Below are 14,907 nucleotides of genomic sequence, written 5' to 3' on the forward strand. Positions count from 1 at the left end.
TTCCGGCGGGTGGCATCCGACCGGTCTTCGCCGGCCGGGCTCAACCGTGCACCAGGCTGCGTGAGCGCATCGCGTTGGCCACCATTGCCACGCCCTCCTCGGTGAACAGGGACTCCGGGTGGAACTGGACGCCCTCGATCGGGAACTCGCGGTGCCGGACGCCCATGACCTCCCCGGACGGCGACCAGGCCGTCACCTCCAAATCGGCCGGCAGCGAGGCCGGGTCGATCACCAGGGAGTGGTAGCGGGCCACCGTCAGCGGGGTGCGCAAGCCCGCGAAGACACCGCGGCCGTCGTGGGTCAGGGGTGTGCACTTGCCGTGCATCGGCTCCCCCGCGTGGATGATCCGGGCCCCGAACGCCGCGCCGATCGCCTGGTGGCCCAAGCACACTCCGAGGATCGGCACCCGCCCGGCCAGGCTGCGGACCAGATCCACCGAGATGCCCGCGTCCGCCGGGTCGCCGGGGCCGGGTGAGATCAGCACCAGGTCCGGCTCGAGCGCGGCGACGTCGGCCACCGAGATCTCGTCGTTGCGGTGGACCTCGCACTCCGCGCCGAGATTTCCCAGGTACTGCACCAGGTTGTAGACGAACGAGTCGTAGTTGTCGAGCACGCAGATCATGCCGCCGCCCCTTCCACCGTCACCCCGAGGGCCCGGGCGCCGGACCCGAGCTTCGCGAGGCACTCCGCGTACTCCTCGGCCGGGTCGGAGTCGTGGACGATGCCGCCGCCGGCCTGCAGCCGGACCTCGCCGTCGACCCACACCATGCTGCGGATCGTCAGGTAGAGGTCCACGTGGGACACCCCGAACGAGCCGACCGCGCCCGAATACAGCCAGCGCCGACGCGGCTCCAGGGCATCGATGAGCTCCATCGCGCGCACCTTCGGCGTCCCGGTCATGGTCCCCGCCGGGAACGTCGCCCGGATCAGCTCGGCGGTGCCACGCCCCTCCGACGGCTCGCCCCGGACGTCCGACGTCAGGTGCATGACGTGCGAGTACCGCTCGACGGCCAGCAGCCGCTCCACCGACACGCTGCCGGGGCGGCAGACCCGGCCGAGGTCGTTGCGGGCGAGGTCGACCAGCATCCGGTGCTCGGCCAGCTCCTTCACCGACGAACGCAGGTCGTCCTCGGCGAGCCGGTCGGCGTGGCCGTCGCGGCCCCGCGGCCGGGTGCCGGCCAGCGGGCGGATCAGCGCCCGGCCGCCCGAGAGCGTCAGGCACGGCTCGGGCGACGCCCCCATGGCCTCGAACTCCGGCCCGCCGTACCAGAAGTGGTACGGCGACGGGTTGATCTCCGTCAGTCGCTTGTAGACAGTCAATCCGTCCACTGTGGCCGGTGCGGTCCAGGCGTTGGACAACACGAGCTGGAAGACGTCGCCGTCGAGGATGTGCCGCTGCGCACGCCGCACGGCGTCGACGTACTCGTCGTAGCCGAAGCCGAACTTCCCGGTGCCCACCGCGACCGCCCCGAGCGGGGCGACGACGAGCCGGTCGAGCGTGCGGGCGACGAGCTCGGCCGCCTTGCGCGCGGCCGCGGGTGTCGTGCCGCGGCCGATCACCCGCCCCTCGGTGACCAGCACCTCGGGCAGGAAGAACTCGTACACCGGACGCCCGCCCGACGGGTGGCGGCTGGGCAGCCGCTCGAAGTCGCGCGCGGCGTCATAGGCCAGGAAGCCGTACCAGGCCGCCTCGGCGTCGGCCAGCTCCGGCGGCAGGTCCAGCCCGGCCAGCAGGTCCACCGCCGCGGTGAGCGGGGCGGGCCCGTCACCGCCGGGGTGCGACAGGACGGCGAGCTCGCCCGCGGCCAGCACCGCGTCCCGGCCGCCCGGCCCGGCGGTGAGCATGACGCGCCCCGCCGGACGCAACGCCGCCGCGGCCGCCACCGGGTCCACCGGGGACACCAGCGGGACGACGTGGCGGTGCAGCCGGGCTCCGGGCGACAGCGCGGACGTGATCATCGCGCGCCCGCCGGCACCCGGAACTGCGTCCGCTCGTGGGCGCCGACGGGCTTGCCCATGGCGTAGCGGAACGCGGCGAGCTGGATCGCCCGCGGCGGGCAGCCTTCGACGAAGATGCCCAGATCCCGGCTTTCGTACAGGCAGTTGCCGACGAGCACCACTTCCCCGCGCAAGGGTGGCACCTCGACCTGGGGCCCGGAAATGACCGTCAGCTCCCCGTCCCACTCGCACAGCTCCCCGGCCAGCGCTTTCATCGCCCCGGCGACGAACCGGCTGCACGCCGGGCAGGCGTTCTCGGCGTAGACGTGGATCCCTTCGCGCGGCACGACGATCTCGACCGGCGCCTTCACCATGTCGAACGCCAGGTCCTCGAGCGGGGTCCCGAGCAGCTCGATGTCGTCCAGGGACAGCGGCCCCATCCCGCGCGAGTGGGCGTCCCGCAGGTAGGCGACGCTGTCCGGGTCGAAGCCGGCCAGCGTGCCGACGGCGACGTCGAGCGCGACGGCGTTGCGGCTCGCGGCGAGGAACCCGGCCTCGCGGGCCTGCCCGTCCATCGGGTAGTTGCCCTCGATCACCGTGGTCCCGTCGCACACCACCAGGTCCTGCGGGCGCATCAGGTTCAGGTCCACAGTGGACTCGTCGACCCCCGCCATGTGCACGATCCGGGTCGTGTACCCGGGCAACAGCCCCACCAGGTTCTTCATCGCGTTCGAGTAGACGACGCTCGCGTGCGTGCGCAGCTGCGGGACGCCGATGAAGTAGTCGCAGTCCAGGATCAGCTCGGGCACGGCGATCGGCACCCGCAGCGACGTCGCCTCCGGGATGCCGGTGATGCGCAGCGGCAGGTCGTCGAAGCTGACGACCCGGGCGTACTTCGCGGCCTCGTGGTCGCCCAGGATTTCGTAGATGGCGTGCGTGCGTTCGGCGATCACCGGACGCGCCCCGTGCTCGGCGACCACGCGGGCGATCGCGGCCAGCAGTGCCGGCCGCACGTGGAACCCGGGTGCCGTCTGGAACAGGTTCGGCTTGATCAGCACCTCCGCGCCGGCCGGCAACCCGGACAGCGGGCCGCCGAGCAGGGCCAGGAGCCGGTCCAGGCCGGCCGGCACGTCGGCGTCTTCACCGACGGCCGTGAGGGCGACCGCCTCAGTCATCGGTGTCCTCCACCGCGATGACGCGCGCCGGGGCGGCCTCGGCGCCCGCCACCTTGGTCGGCAGCGCGATCAGCTGGACGACCGGGCGGGTCAGCTCGTGCAGGTTGGTCACGTACTCCAGCAGCGGGATGCCGGCGGCGAGCAGCGCGTGGTGCACCGGGGACTCCGCGTCGCCGGGCCGTTCGGTGAGGCAGTCGAACCCGATGAGGCAGGCGCCGTTTTCGATGGCCCACCGCGCGGCCGAGGGCGTCAGGTAGGGCGGGCGGTCCCAGTAGTCGGGGCGGCCCCAGTTGTGCCGCAGGTAGTCGGTGCGGATGAGGAGCCGGTCGCCGGGCTGCCACACGGCCCGCAGCGTCTTCTCGAGGTCTTCGCCGGTCACTTCGTCGAGTTCGCCCTTGAAGGACAGGTCGGCGACGCAGGCCCGGCCGATCAGCGTCTCGAGGGGCACCTCGTCGATGCCTTCGGTGCCGGGGAAGAAGTGCAGCTTGTACTCCATGTGCGTCCCGTTGTGCGGGAACACGTGCAGGTAGGAGAACGTGCGCTTGGTGCCGTACGGGTCGGTCTCCGGTGTCATCGAGCGTTCGCTGACGAACTTCGGGAACCAGTCGGCGGGGTAGGACGGCATTCCGTCGTAGAAGCCGTGCGTGAGGTCGACGAATCGGGGCACCGGGGTTCTCCTTGCTCAGCAGGTGACGAGACAGGTGTTGCGGACGTCGGGGTTGTTGATCATCGTGATGACCGTGGTGCCGCCGGGCGGGATGGCGCGGACGCCGCCGCCGGACAGCCCCGTCGGCGTCATGAACGCCGCCCACAGCGCGTACCACTCGGAACGCTCGCCGGTGCCGGGGTCGATCACCGCCTCCAGGTTGGGCCGGACGATCTCCTGGACCAGCGAGCCGGTCCGCGAACCGGCTTCGAGCGTTTCCCGCCAGGTCGCCGCGTCGACCTCCGGGCCGATGACGACGCCCTGGCCGCCGTACAGGCCGGTCGGCTTGAACACCAGCCGGTCCTGCCGCTCGAGGCACTCCTCGATGCGGCCGGCGTCCGGGCCGGCACCGGGGCGGCCGAGCATCCGGCTCCACGGCAGCACGCGCTCGATCGCCGCCCGCTCGGCCGGCTCGAAGGTGCCGGCGAACTCCGACAGCATGGCGAGGGTGCCCTTGTTGCTGAACACGTTCGTCGGGGTCCAGACGACGACCTGGCCGTTCTCGTGCGCGCGGAACACCGGTTCCAGCAGCGCGTCGCAGTCCGGGTGCGCCAGCATCTCCTCGAGGCCGTAGTAGCGCAGGATGACGTCGACCGGTGTGCCGTCGAGGTACGGCTTGCCGGAGCGGAACTCCAGGTCGCCGATCTCCCCGACCCGGCACTCGACGTCGTTCTCCGCCAGCAGTTCCGCGATCGCCCGGCGCTGGTGGCCGTAGGTCGTCATCCCGCCGGGGCCTTCGACGATCGCGACCACCGGCTCGCCGGCGCCGATCGGCTTGCCCGCGGAGCGCAGCGCCGCGGCGAGGTCGGAGCCCATGTCCAGGAACCCGAGGCCGTGCTCGGCGGCGAACTCGGCGACCGCCGGGACCCGCAGGTACGCCTTGGGCAGCGTGCCCACCATGTCCAGGCCGCCGAGCGCGCTGCCGATGTTGTACTCCAGCAGCTTGAACGCCGTGCCGTCGTAGTAGACGTCGGCGCGGCCGTAGAGCGGCGGCGGTCCTTCGCCGAGCAGCCGGGTCATCAGCGCGGCGTGCCGGTCGTCGATGCCCAGCGCCCGGCGGAACCGGTCGAAGTCGCCGTCGAACAGCCGCCGCGGCAGGGCGCAGACGAGCTCGTAGACCGTGACGAGGTCCCGGCCGAACGCGCGGTACTCCGCCTCGTCGACCACGACCGGCCGCGGCAGCAGCCGGGGCCAGGAGAGCCGTTTGGTTTCCGACAGCTCCAGGCTCTCCCGGGCGTGGCGCAAGGGGCTCTCCGGGTCCGCGCAGGCGGCGAGGTAGGCCTTGGTGATCCGATCGGACCGTGCCGACATGGTTACCTTCCAGGGGTTTCAGGCGGAGACCGGGACGGGCGTCGCGCGGCGGGCCAGGATCACGCGGTACTGGAGGATGATCACGACGCCGAAGAGCAGGTAGATCCCGGCCATGCCCTGCGTGCTGACGATCGCGCTCAGGCTGATCAGGATCGAGTTGACGATCTGGCCGAACCGGATGTGCAGGTAGTAGGCGGCCAGGTACCGCGGCCGGCCGTCGTCCGGGGCCAGCTCGGCCAGCAGGGCCTGCTGCACCGGCAGGTTCATCAGCTCCCCGGCGGTCAGCACGACGACGGCGACGAGCAGCAGCCACGCGTCGTCGGTGACGGCGAGGACCGCGAACCCGCCCGCGTACAGCGTGATGCCCGCGTACAGGCGCGCGCGGTCCGGCATCCGCTTGAGCAGCGTGTTGACCACCAGCGCGAACGCGACGACCAGGACGGTGTTGACCGCCTTGAGCACGCCGAGCATCTCCACGCCGGTGACTTCGCCGAACGGGAACACCGGCTGCACCGGGAAGTCCGTCGCCAGCCGGATGCCGATCGCCGTGCTCAGCTGCCCTTCGAGGGTCAGGATCAGCGTGGCGGCGATGATCAGCCGGCGGAACGTGGCGTCGGCCAGCACCACCCGGTAGCCCTGGACGAACTGGGCGACCCCGGTCAGCTTGGTGGCCGGCCGGGGCGTCTCCGGCTTGGTCTCCGCCACGAGCGTGACGGTGACGGTGAGGGCGAACGCCATGCCGATCGCGCCGCCGAGGATCACCGCGCCGAAGTGGGTGCTGTACAGGAAGGCACCGAGCAGCGCTCCGGTGCCGAGCGCGAGGTTGATGACCCAGTAGTTGACCGTGTAGACGAACTTGCGCTCGTCCGGCGGTGTGACGTCGATGATCGTCGCGTCGTTGGCGGGCAGCGCGAGGTTCGTCCCGAACTTGACGACGGCGTAGCTGAAGTAGACGGCGAGCGCGCCCCAACCGGCGTAGTAGGCAACTGCCATCAACGCGAGGAACCCGGTGCCGACGACGTCCCCGACGACGAGCACCGGACGGCGGCCCCAGCGTTCGGACAGGTGCCCGCCGGCGAGCATGCCGACCACCGCGAACGCGGCGAACACCAGGATCAGCGCGCCGGCGACCGCGACGCCGACGTGCGCGGCGAGGTAGATCGCGATGAAGGTGAGGATCATCGCGTCGATCAGCTTGTGCACGAACGCGAGGCCGATCCGGACCCGGACGTTGCGGTGCAGGGCGAAGAAGGCCCTCATCGGACTTCCACTTCGATCAGGGCGCGGACGTGGTCCGCGCGGGCTTGGGCCTCCGCCGCGTTCGCGGAGCCGGTGAGGATGACGAACCCGTGCCGGGTCTTCGAGCTGACCGTCTCCGGCAGGACGTCGCCGGGCGCGAACGGGAAGCTCAGGGTGTCCACGTAGTCCAGTGCGCGGGCGGCGTCGAGCCCGGTCACCGACCGCAGGACTCCCGGGGGGAAGGAGAAGTACGCGATGTGCCCGACCGGGCCACCCGGCTCCGGCAGGGACGTCCGCCCGGCGAGCGCGGCGAACATCGCGCGCTTGACGTCGAAGCCGCGCGCGTGCCCGATGATGTCCGGGATCTTGTCCCCGCCCAGCCGGGCCTGCGACTCCACGATCCGCGGGCCGTCCGCGGTGTGGATCACCTCGGTGTGCGCCGGTCCGCACTGGTAGCCGACGGCGTCGAGCAGCTCGACCGCGAGCGCGGCGACGGCTCGCGTCCGCGCCGTCTCGGGTTCGCCGAAGAGGTGCCCGCGTTCGACGAAGTGCGGCAGCGGGCCGAGCAGCTTGCGCGTCACGCCGAGGACGTGGTGCTCGCCGCGCACGGTCATCGTCTCGACGCTGAACTCGGGTCCGCGCAGGTACTCCTCGACCAGCAGCGGCCCGGAGTAGGCGAGCGCGGCCAGCTCGTCGCCCCACCCGGGCAGCTCGGCGGGGTCGGTGAGCAGCCGCGTCCCGCGGCTGGCCGACAGCGCGGCCGGCTTCACCACGACCGGCAGCGTGAAGCCCGCCAGCAGGCGTTCGACGTCCTGCCAGCGGTCCGCGACGGCGAACCGGACGGTGGAAATGCCCTTGTCGCGCAACAAGGTCCGCATGGCGAGCTTGTCGTTGAGCAGGACCACCGACCGCGGTGAGTTGACCGCCACGCCGAGTTCGTCGGCGACCTCGTAGGCGAGCTGCATGCTTTCCTCGCTGCCGACGTGCCAGACGTGCAGGGCACCGGTGTCCCGGACGGCCGCGCGGATCGCTTCGGCGTAGGCCGCGCGGTCGGTGAAGTCCACCAGCCACAGGCTCTCGGCCAGGCCCTCGACCTCCTTCAAGTACTCGGGGGCGGCCGCGCCGAACAGGCGCGCGGCCTCGGCCGGGTCCCAGATGGCGGTGATCCGGAAGCCCTCCGCACGCGCCTTGCCGAGGTACGCCTTGTAGGGCATGACCATCACGAGGTTCGGCATGTCTGCTCCTGTCCGGGCTCGGAGTGGCCCAGCCTCGCCGACGCGGCCATCAGTGCACCATCGGCGGCACATCGGCGCGGGTGCCGACCACGATCTGCTGGGCGGCGGCCTCGGCGATCCGGCCCGCCAGGTAGGCGTCACCGGCCGTCGCCAGGACGTGCCCGACCCGGTCTTCGTTGACCCGCAACGGATCCACCCGGCTACCGGGCTCCACGGACACGACGGCCTCGCGCACCCCGGGCAGCGCGGCGGCGATGACCCGGCCGGTCACCTCCGTCACGACGCCGGGATCGGCGGTGAGGTAACGGATCGCCGCGCCACCCTGCGGCTCGGTCACGACGTCGCCGACGGACTCGCCGAGGTACTGGCGGATCAGCAGCTCCATCGTGGACCACCCGAAGCTGTGGTCCATCAGCTCGGTGATCCGGTCGCCCGCCGGGCGCGGGTTGATCTCGACGAGCTTCGGGCCCGCGCCGGTGTACTTGATTTCGACGTGCGCGAGGCCGAGATCGAAGCCGACGGCCGTGGTCGCGGCCACGGCGGCCGACTCCAGCTCGCGCCGGACCGGGTCCGGCAGCGCGGTCGGGAAGCTGTGCCCGAGCTCGATGAACCGGTTGCGCCCGCCGAGGATCTTGTCGGTCACCCCGAGCACGCGGACGGTCCCGCCCTCGGCCAGGACCTCCACACTGACCTCGAACCCGACGAGGCATTCCTCGACGAGCACCTCGGGTGAGCGGGCCTGACCACGGCGGTTGGTCGTCGCCGAGCGGATCGCCGTGAACGTCCCGGTGACCTCGTCGGGCGTGGTGCAGCGGACGACGTGCGCGCCGCTGGTCTCGTCCACGGCTTTGACCACGCACGGCAGCCCGATCTCTTCGGCGGCCCGGACGGCCTCTTCGGCGGTCGTCACGACGCGGAACTCCGGGACGGGCACGCCCCGGTCCGCCCACCGCCGCCGCTGCGCGGCCTTGTCCCGCGCGATCCGGACGGCGGCCGGATCGGGGCCGGGCAGGCCGAGCTGGCGGGCCGCCTCGGCGGCCGGGATGACCTCGTACTCGGCCACCGAGAGCAGCGCGTCGAGCGGCTTCGCGGCGTCGACCGCCTTCACCGCCTCCAGCAGCGGTTCCAGCTCGTGGGTCGGACAGGCCACGACCTCGTCGACGCACGTTTCGAGCACTTCGGTGCCGCCCGGCGTCGCGTGGTAGCGGTCCAGGCCGCAGCTGAAGAAGGTGACGTGCAGCCCCAGCCGGCGGGCCGCCCGCAGGGCGTCGAACCCGGACCCGGACCGGTTCGACTCGACGAACCCGATGCGTCTCATGGCCGTTCCCTCATTCGTAGTCCAGGCCCGGCGTCCGGGCGCGCTTCAGCTCGAAGAAGTGCGGGTTGCGGGAGAGCGCGACCACGCCGTCGAACAGGTCGACGGCGTCCTGCCCGCGCGGGATGGCGTTGAGCACGGGCCCGAAGAAGCCGGTGTCGTCGACGTGGATCGCCGGCGTGCCGAGGTCGGCGCCGACCGGGGCGAGCGCCTCGGCGTGGCTCTTGCGCAGGGCTTCGTCGTACTCGGTGCTCTCCATCGCGTCGATGAGCCCGGCCGAGAGGCCGGTCTCGGCCAGTGCCTGCGCGACGACGTCGGGAAAGTCCTTGTTCCGTCCCTTGTGGATCCGGGTGCCGAGCGCGGTGTAGAGGTCGCGCAGCACCTCCTCGCCGTGCTGCTGGGCGGCGGCGACGCAGACCCGGACCGGGCCCCACGAGCGGTCGCAGAACTCGCGGTACCACGGCTCGAGCTCGCGGTCCTCGTTGAGCACGCCGAGGCTCATCACCCGGAACCGCAGGGTGAGGTCCCGGTGCGGCTCGACCTCGAGGATCCACCGCGAGGTGATCCAGGCGAACGGGCAGGCCGGGTCGAAGTAGAAGTCGATCTTCACGGGTTCCTCTCCGGGGTGTGCAGCCAGCCGAACTCGTCGGGCGCCTGGCCGTACTGGATGTCCAGCAGCGTGTTCAGCAGATGCCGGGTGACCGGGCCCGTGGTGCCGTCGCCGACGGCCCACTCGCCCTCCGGCGTGACCGCGTGCCCGACCGGAGCCAGCGCGCGGGCGGTGCCGCACGCGAACGTCTCGGTGATACGCCCTTCGCGGCACCCACGCTCCCAGTCTTCGAGCGTGACCGGCTCTTCGGCGACGCCGTATCCGAGCCGCGCGGCCAGCCGCAGGATCGAGTCGCGGGTCACCCCGGCCAGCAGCGTCCCGCTCAGCGGCGGCGTCACGAGCCGGTCGCCTTCGACGAAGAACAGGTTGGAGCCGCCCACTTCCTCGACGTACCGGCGTTCGCGCGCGTCCAGCCAGGCGACCTGGTGGCAGCCGTGCGCCGCGGCCTCCCGCTGCGCCAGGTAGGACCCGCCGTAGTTGCCGCCGCACTTGATCGTCCCGGTGCCGCCGTCGGCCGCGCGGACGTACTCCGGGGACGCCCACAGCCGGATCGGCTCCGGTTCCGCCGAAGCGGGCCGGGCGGGGCTGCCGATGACCGCGAACAGGTACTCCTCGGCGGGCCGGTTCGACAGGTGCGTCTCGCTGGCGATCAGGAACGGCCGCAGGTAGAAGCTGTGCCCCCGCGTCCGCGGCACCCAGTCGCCGTCCACGCTCAGCAGTGCCTCCACGGCCGCGAGGAAGTCCGCCTCCGGCAGCTCGGGCATGGCCATCCGGCGGGCCGAGCGCGCGAACCGGGCCGCGTGGTCGCGCGGCCGGAAGAGGACGTGCTTCCCGTCCGGGCGCCAGAACGCCTTCAGCCCTTCGAAGATCGTCTGTCCGTAGTGGAACGCCATGGTGGCCGGGTGCAACGAGAACGCGGCGAGGGGCCGGCTCGTGGCATCGTGCCACCCGCGGCCGGCGGTCCACCGGGCGGTGACCATGTGGTCGGAGTAGAGCGAGCCGAAGCCCGGCATGCGCAGGAGTTCTTCGCGCTGCTCGGCGGGCATCGGGTCCCGCCGCTCGCGGGCGAAGTCCAGGGTCGTCATCGTCGCTCCTCGCGTTCGAAGCGGGCCAGGGCCCGGTCGGCCAGCGGGCCGGAAAGTCCGGTGTAGCCCGCCGGGTCCAGCAGGCCGGGGGAAACGTCGAGCAGGCCGGCCAGTTCCGCGCCGGTGCGCTCGGCTTCGGCGGTGGCCCCGGTCAGCAGGCGCTTGGCCGCGGCCTTGCCCAGCTTCGGGGCCAGGACGGCGGTGACGCGTTCGGAGACGATCGCGCCCCGGGTCAGCCGCAGGTTCGCCGCCATCGCCTCGGGGTGCACCCGCAGCGTCTCGGCCAGCCGGACGCCGTTCGCGGCGGCCCCGGCGGTGCTGCGCAGGGCGTCCCGCAGCGGCTGCCACTCCGCGTGCCAGCCGCCCGAGGACCGTTCGTCCTCGGCCGTCATCGACTGGAAAAGGACGACGGCGAGCGGCGGCAGCTGCCGGGCCGCGGTCGCCACCAGCGTCGCGAACACCGGGTTGTGCTTCTGCGGCATCGCCGAGGACGCCCCACGCCCGGGCGCGCGCTCCTCGGTGACCTCGCCGATCTCGGTGCGCGCCAGCACGAGGACGTCCGCGGCGATCTTGCCGAGCGCGCCCGTGGTGACCAGCAGTGCCGAAGCGACGTCGGCGATCGGCGTGCGGATCCCGTGCCAGGGCAGGGTTTGCGGGGCCAAGCCGAGCTTCTGCGCCACGCGGTCGGGTAGCTCCAGCGAGCCGGGTCCGTATTCCTCGTACGCGGCGAGGGTCCCGGCCGCGCCGCCGAGCGAGACCGGCAGGTCCGCGCGCGCCCGGCGCACCCGCTCGACGGCGTCGAGGACGAGGTGCAGCCAGGTCGCCGCCTTGAGCCCGAAGGTGACCGGCACGGCGTGCTGGGTCAGGGTGCGCCCGGCCATCGGCGTGTCCCGGTGCGCGCGGACGTGCCCGGCCAGGGTCCCGGCGGTCGCCAGCAGGTCCCGCTCGACGCGGTCGAGGGTGCTCGCGCAGAGCAGCATCAAGGCCGTGTCGAGGATGTCCTGGCTGGTGCTGCCGCGGTGGACGTACTCGGCGGCGGCCGGGTCGACCGCGGCGGTGAGCCCGGCGACGAACGCGACCACCGGGTTCGCCGTCTCGCGCACTCCCGCGGCGATGGCCTGCGGGTCGAGGTCGGACGCGGCCACGGCCCGGACGGCTTTCGCCGCGGTCGCGGGGATCGCACCCAGCTCGGCTTGGGCTTCGGCGAGGGCGGCCTCGACGTCGAGCATCGCGGTCAGCAGCGCGTGGTCGTCGACGAGCCCCCCGGCGCCGGTCGCGGCCCACGCGGGCGCGAGCAGGTCACTCATGCGGTCCTCCCCAGGTCGTCGTGTTCCACCGCGAGCCCCAGGCACGACCGCGCGATGGCATCGGAGTCGCCGAGGATCACCGAGTTGACACCCGGCCGGATGCCCGCCGCGGTCACCCAGTGCACCGCCTCGGTCGGGACGCCGAACGCGAACCGCCGCGGGTGGGGCCGGCCTTCCGCGTCCACCACGTGGTACGGCCGCCGCGTGACGGCCAGCCCGCCCGTCTCGAACTCGCCGATGCGGTACGGGCGGCATTCGCCGCGGGCGAGCAGCGTCCGCAGCAGCGGGTCCGTCGTGCGCCGCAGGTCGGTGTCCGGCAGGCGCGCCTCGATCAGCGACTTCGCGCGGACGACGACGTCGGGGCAGGCGGCGGACCACGCGACGAACCGGCCGCCGGTGCCTTCGATCCGCAGGTCCGGGCCGAGCACCTCGAGCACGCCCGCGTCCAGCAGCGCGCCGAACTGCTCGACGCGTTCGGCGGGCGGCCCGATCGACAGGTACGCGTTGAGCGGCATGTACCAGCGCCGCAGGTCGTCGCGGTAGGAGGCGCCGGAGATCCCGCCGTGGTCGACGGCCAGCCGGATCTCGTTGCGCAGGTCGCGCAGCACGTCGGTGGCCGCCTTGAGCGGGCCGGTCAGGTTGCCCTGGTGCGCCTCGGCCAGTTCGATGTCCAAATAGGACCGAAGCCACCTGCGGAACGTCGCCGTCGAGGCGAGGTCGGCGGCGGAGTACGGCGCCGCGACCGTCCGCCAGTCCCAGCTCCGGTCGAGCCCGAACTTGGCCAGCACGATCCGCTGGGCCTCGGTTTCCCGCACCGCCAGCGGATCCGCGAGCACCTCCGCGGGGCCGGCCGCGGCGAACGCTTCGGTGAACTCCTCGGCGTCGCATTCGCAGCCCCGCTCCCGCACGAGGGCGGCGTAGAAGACCGTGCGGACCTCCTGGTCGATCAGCGGCCAGACGTCCCGGCGGAAGTCGGCGCCGTCCCGCAGCCGCTCGATCACCGCGGGGGTGAGGAACCGCGGTTCGTGGCGTCCGGACGCGCCCTTCTCGTTGCGGGCGCGCGCCTGGTACGGGACCCCGCGCCGCGATCCGGTGACCAGCCGCGGTTCCCGTCCGGACGGCACGTACGCCAGCGCGCCACCCGGCTCGCGGGTGAACCGGCCGCCGCGCCCGAGCGTGAGCAGGGCCAGGTGGTCGAAGAAGTTCAGGCCCATCCCGCGCAGGAGCACCGGCTCCCCCGCGGGCACCTCGTCCGTCGGCTCGTCGGCCGGGTTGCCCGGCCCGAAGTAGCGCAGGCCGTGGCGCTCCGCGTACCGGCTCAGCTCCGCTTCGGCCGGGGTGAGCTCGTGCGGCTGGTGCCCGAGCGCGAGCACGACGGCGGCCAGGCCGGCGAGGACCGTGCCGTCGTCCAGCACGACGTCCTGGCGGCCGGCGTCGCCGTCCCGGACGTCGACCGCCCGCGCCTGGTGGGCCACGAACCGCAGTGACGGCGGTGCGGTCCGCGTGATCCGCCGCCGTGTCCAGCGCAGGTAGGTGCCGTAGAACGCCCGCGACGGGTAGTCGTCCGGGCCGAGCACCTCGGCTTCGGCCCGGACGGCGTCCGGGACGTCCGGGCTGCCGAGCAGGGCGATCGAACGCGCCCACTCGTACAGGCTGGGACCGCGCACGACCGGGCCCGCGCAGTCGACCGTCTCGTCGACGAACATGGTCACCTGGCCGGCGACGGTGTTCATCAGCAGCAGGCGGTCCTGCGTGCTGCGCCACACCTGGCCGCCGTCGGCCAGCCGCGGGTCGACGAGGTGCACCACCAGCCGGCGGCCGGGTGGCACGAGCGAGGCGGCGTTGGCGCTCACCCGTTCCGCGACCGACAACCCGCGCGGGCCGAGCCCGACCACCGCGATCTCCGACGTCTCCCCGAACACTGTCTCCCACTCCCGGTGATTTGGTCAGCGTCTCTGCAGGCTCCGGCCGAGCCCGGCCGCGACGCCGGCGAGGCGGGTCATGAGCCCGGCGAACTGCTCCGGCCGCAGCGCCTGCTTCGCGTCGCACAGGGCCTCTTCCGGCCGGACGTGGACGTCGATCAGCAGCGCGTCCGCCCCGGCCGCGACGGCCGCGAGCGAGAGCGGCTCCACCAGCTCCGGCCGGCCGCCCGAGTGGCTCGGGTCCACGATGACCGGCAGGTGGGTGCGCTGCTTCCACAGCGCCACCGCCGTCAGGTCGAGCGTGAACCGTGACGACGGCTCGAACGTGCGGATGCCGCGCTCGCACAGCACCACCTGGTCGTTGCCTTCGAGCAGCAGGTACTCCCCGGCGGACAGGGTTTCCTCGACGGTGCAGCCGAACCCGCGCTTGAGCACCACCGGCAGGCCGCTCTGGCCCACCGCGCTCAGCAGCGCGAAGTTCTGCATGTTCCGCGCGCCGATCTGGAAGCCGTCCACCACCTCGGCCAGCCGCTTGACGTGTTCCGGGTCGACGACCTCGGTGACGAACGGCAGTCCCGTCTTCGCCCTCGCCTCGGTGAGCAGCTCCAGGCCGCTGAAGCCGAGGCCCTGGAACGCGTGCGGCGACGTGCGCGGCTTGAAGGCCCCGCCGCGCAGGCCGACGGCGCCGTGTTCGGCGACGAGCTCCGCGGTGGCGAGCATCTGCTCCGGCGTCTCGACCGCGCACGGGCCGGCGATCACCGCGACCGAGCCGTCCCCGATCGTGGCCGGGCCGAGGGAGACCGCGGTGCCGGCCGGGCGGAGCTCCCGGCGGCCCAGCCACGCCTCGCCGCCGCGCGGCACGCGCCGGGTCGGCGGCGGCAGGTCCGGCGCCGCGGCGAGCAGCCCGTCCCCGTCCACTCCGGACACCGGCAGGACGTGCCCGGCGCCGAGCCGGTACAGCTGGGTCGGCACGCCCGCGGACTCCAGGTACCGCAGCCAGACGCCGACCCCGGCGGGGGTCACGGTCTCATCGAACACGAGCAGGAAGTCTTGGTCGGTCACGG

At 72.9% G+C, this 14,907-nt stretch carries 13 protein-coding genes; all 13 read right to left on the minus strand.

Annotation, left to right across the window (positions count from 1 at the left end; genetic code table 11):
- Nucleotides 1–40: 40 nt before the first annotated feature.
- Genes ACWDN5_RS10160 through aroF form a run of 13 tightly spaced genes read right to left on the minus strand, consistent with a single transcriptional unit; the run spans nt 41 to nt 14,905 of the window.
- Nucleotides 41–622 carry an anthranilate synthase component II gene (locus ACWDN5_RS10160; protein ID WP_310971947.1) on the minus strand — a complete coding sequence of 194 codons (582 nt, stop codon included), beginning with the start codon at nt 620–622 and terminating at the stop codon, nt 41–43.
- A complete protein-coding gene (locus ACWDN5_RS10165) occupies nt 619–1,959 on the minus strand; it encodes an anthranilate synthase component I family protein (protein WP_449675891.1) in 1,341 nt (446 codons plus the stop codon). The genes ACWDN5_RS10160 and ACWDN5_RS10165 overlap by 4 nt, the downstream gene beginning before the upstream one ends.
- A complete protein-coding gene (locus tag ACWDN5_RS10170; protein WP_449675892.1) occupies nt 1,956–3,113 on the minus strand; it encodes a DUF362 domain-containing protein in 1,158 nt (385 codons plus the stop codon). Before ACWDN5_RS10170 ends, ACWDN5_RS10165 begins: the two co-directional genes overlap by 4 nt.
- Entirely contained in the window at nt 3,106–3,780 is a 675-nt protein-coding gene (locus ACWDN5_RS10175; protein WP_449675894.1) for a cyclase family protein, read from the minus strand. The genes ACWDN5_RS10170 and ACWDN5_RS10175 overlap by 8 nt, the downstream gene beginning before the upstream one ends.
- Before the next feature lie 15 nt (nt 3,781–3,795).
- A complete protein-coding gene (locus ACWDN5_RS10180; RefSeq protein ID WP_310971943.1) occupies nt 3,796–5,130 on the minus strand; it encodes a hypothetical protein in 1,335 nt (444 codons plus the stop codon).
- Between the two features lie 18 nt (nt 5,131–5,148).
- Nucleotides 5,149–6,390, minus strand: coding sequence for an MFS transporter (locus ACWDN5_RS10185; protein ID WP_449675895.1), 1,242 nt, complete (start codon nt 6,388–6,390; stop codon nt 5,149–5,151).
- Nucleotides 6,387–7,604: an ATP-grasp domain-containing protein gene (locus tag ACWDN5_RS10190; RefSeq protein WP_449675897.1), complete on the minus strand. Its 1,218-nt coding sequence runs from the start codon at nt 7,602–7,604 to the stop codon at nt 6,387–6,389. The genes ACWDN5_RS10185 and ACWDN5_RS10190 overlap by 4 nt, the downstream gene beginning before the upstream one ends.
- Before the next feature lie 49 nt (nt 7,605–7,653).
- On the minus strand, nt 7,654–8,922 hold the full coding sequence (locus tag ACWDN5_RS10195; protein ID WP_449675898.1) for an ATP-grasp domain-containing protein: 1,269 nt from the start codon (nt 8,920–8,922) through the stop codon (nt 7,654–7,656).
- 10 nt (nt 8,923–8,932) lie between these two features.
- On the minus strand, nt 8,933–9,556 hold the full coding sequence (locus ACWDN5_RS10200; protein ID WP_449675915.1) for a mycothiol-dependent nitroreductase Rv2466c family protein: 624 nt from the start codon (nt 9,554–9,556) through the stop codon (nt 8,933–8,935).
- Nucleotides 9,526–10,614 carry a branched-chain amino acid aminotransferase gene (locus ACWDN5_RS10205; RefSeq protein WP_449675899.1) on the minus strand — a complete coding sequence of 363 codons (1,089 nt, stop codon included), beginning with the start codon at nt 10,612–10,614 and terminating at the stop codon, nt 9,526–9,528. The genes ACWDN5_RS10200 and ACWDN5_RS10205 overlap by 31 nt, the downstream gene beginning before the upstream one ends.
- On the minus strand, nt 10,611–11,921 hold the full coding sequence (locus tag ACWDN5_RS10210; RefSeq protein ID WP_449675901.1) for a class-II fumarase/aspartase family protein: 1,311 nt from the start codon (nt 11,919–11,921) through the stop codon (nt 10,611–10,613). The genes ACWDN5_RS10205 and ACWDN5_RS10210 overlap by 4 nt, the downstream gene beginning before the upstream one ends.
- Nucleotides 11,918–13,843 (minus strand): FAD/NAD(P)-binding protein, encoded by a 1,926-nt coding sequence (locus ACWDN5_RS10215; protein ID WP_449675902.1) that lies wholly within the window; start codon nt 13,841–13,843, stop codon nt 11,918–11,920. The genes ACWDN5_RS10210 and ACWDN5_RS10215 overlap by 4 nt, the downstream gene beginning before the upstream one ends.
- A gap of 24 nt (nt 13,844–13,867) precedes the next feature.
- On the minus strand, nt 13,868–14,905 hold the full coding sequence (gene aroF, locus ACWDN5_RS10220; protein ID WP_449675903.1) for a 3-deoxy-7-phosphoheptulonate synthase: 1,038 nt from the start codon (nt 14,903–14,905) through the stop codon (nt 13,868–13,870).
- Nucleotides 14,906–14,907 lie beyond the last annotated feature (2 nt).

Source organism: Amycolatopsis sp. NPDC003731 (assembly GCF_053586895.1).

Bases quoted from the DNA above. Each gene is read 5' to 3' on its own strand.
- ACWDN5_RS10170 (WP_449675892.1), bottom strand. From the start codon at position 3,113: ATGACTGAGGCGGTCGCCCTCACGGCCGTCGGTGAAGACGCCGACGTG.
- ACWDN5_RS10180 (WP_310971943.1), bottom strand. From the start codon at position 5,130: ATGTCGGCACGGTCCGATCGGATCACCAAGGCCTACCTCGCCGCCTGC.
- ACWDN5_RS10165 (WP_449675891.1), bottom strand. From the start codon at position 1,959: ATGATCACGTCCGCGCTGTCGCCCGGAGCCCGGCTGCACCGCCACGTC.
- ACWDN5_RS10195 (WP_449675898.1), bottom strand. From the start codon at position 8,922: ATGAGACGCATCGGGTTCGTCGAGTCGAACCGGTCCGGGTCCGGGTTC.
- ACWDN5_RS10190 (WP_449675897.1), bottom strand. From the start codon at position 7,604: ATGCCGAACCTCGTGATGGTCATGCCCTACAAGGCGTACCTCGGCAAG.
- ACWDN5_RS10205 (WP_449675899.1), bottom strand. From the start codon at position 10,614: ATGACGACCCTGGACTTCGCCCGCGAGCGGCGGGACCCGATGCCCGCC.
- ACWDN5_RS10160 (WP_310971947.1), bottom strand. From the start codon at position 622: ATGATCTGCGTGCTCGACAACTACGACTCGTTCGTCTACAACCTGGTG.
- ACWDN5_RS10210 (WP_449675901.1), bottom strand. From the start codon at position 11,921: ATGAGTGACCTGCTCGCGCCCGCGTGGGCCGCGACCGGCGCCGGGGGG.
- ACWDN5_RS10185 (WP_449675895.1), bottom strand. From the start codon at position 6,390: ATGAGGGCCTTCTTCGCCCTGCACCGCAACGTCCGGGTCCGGATCGGC.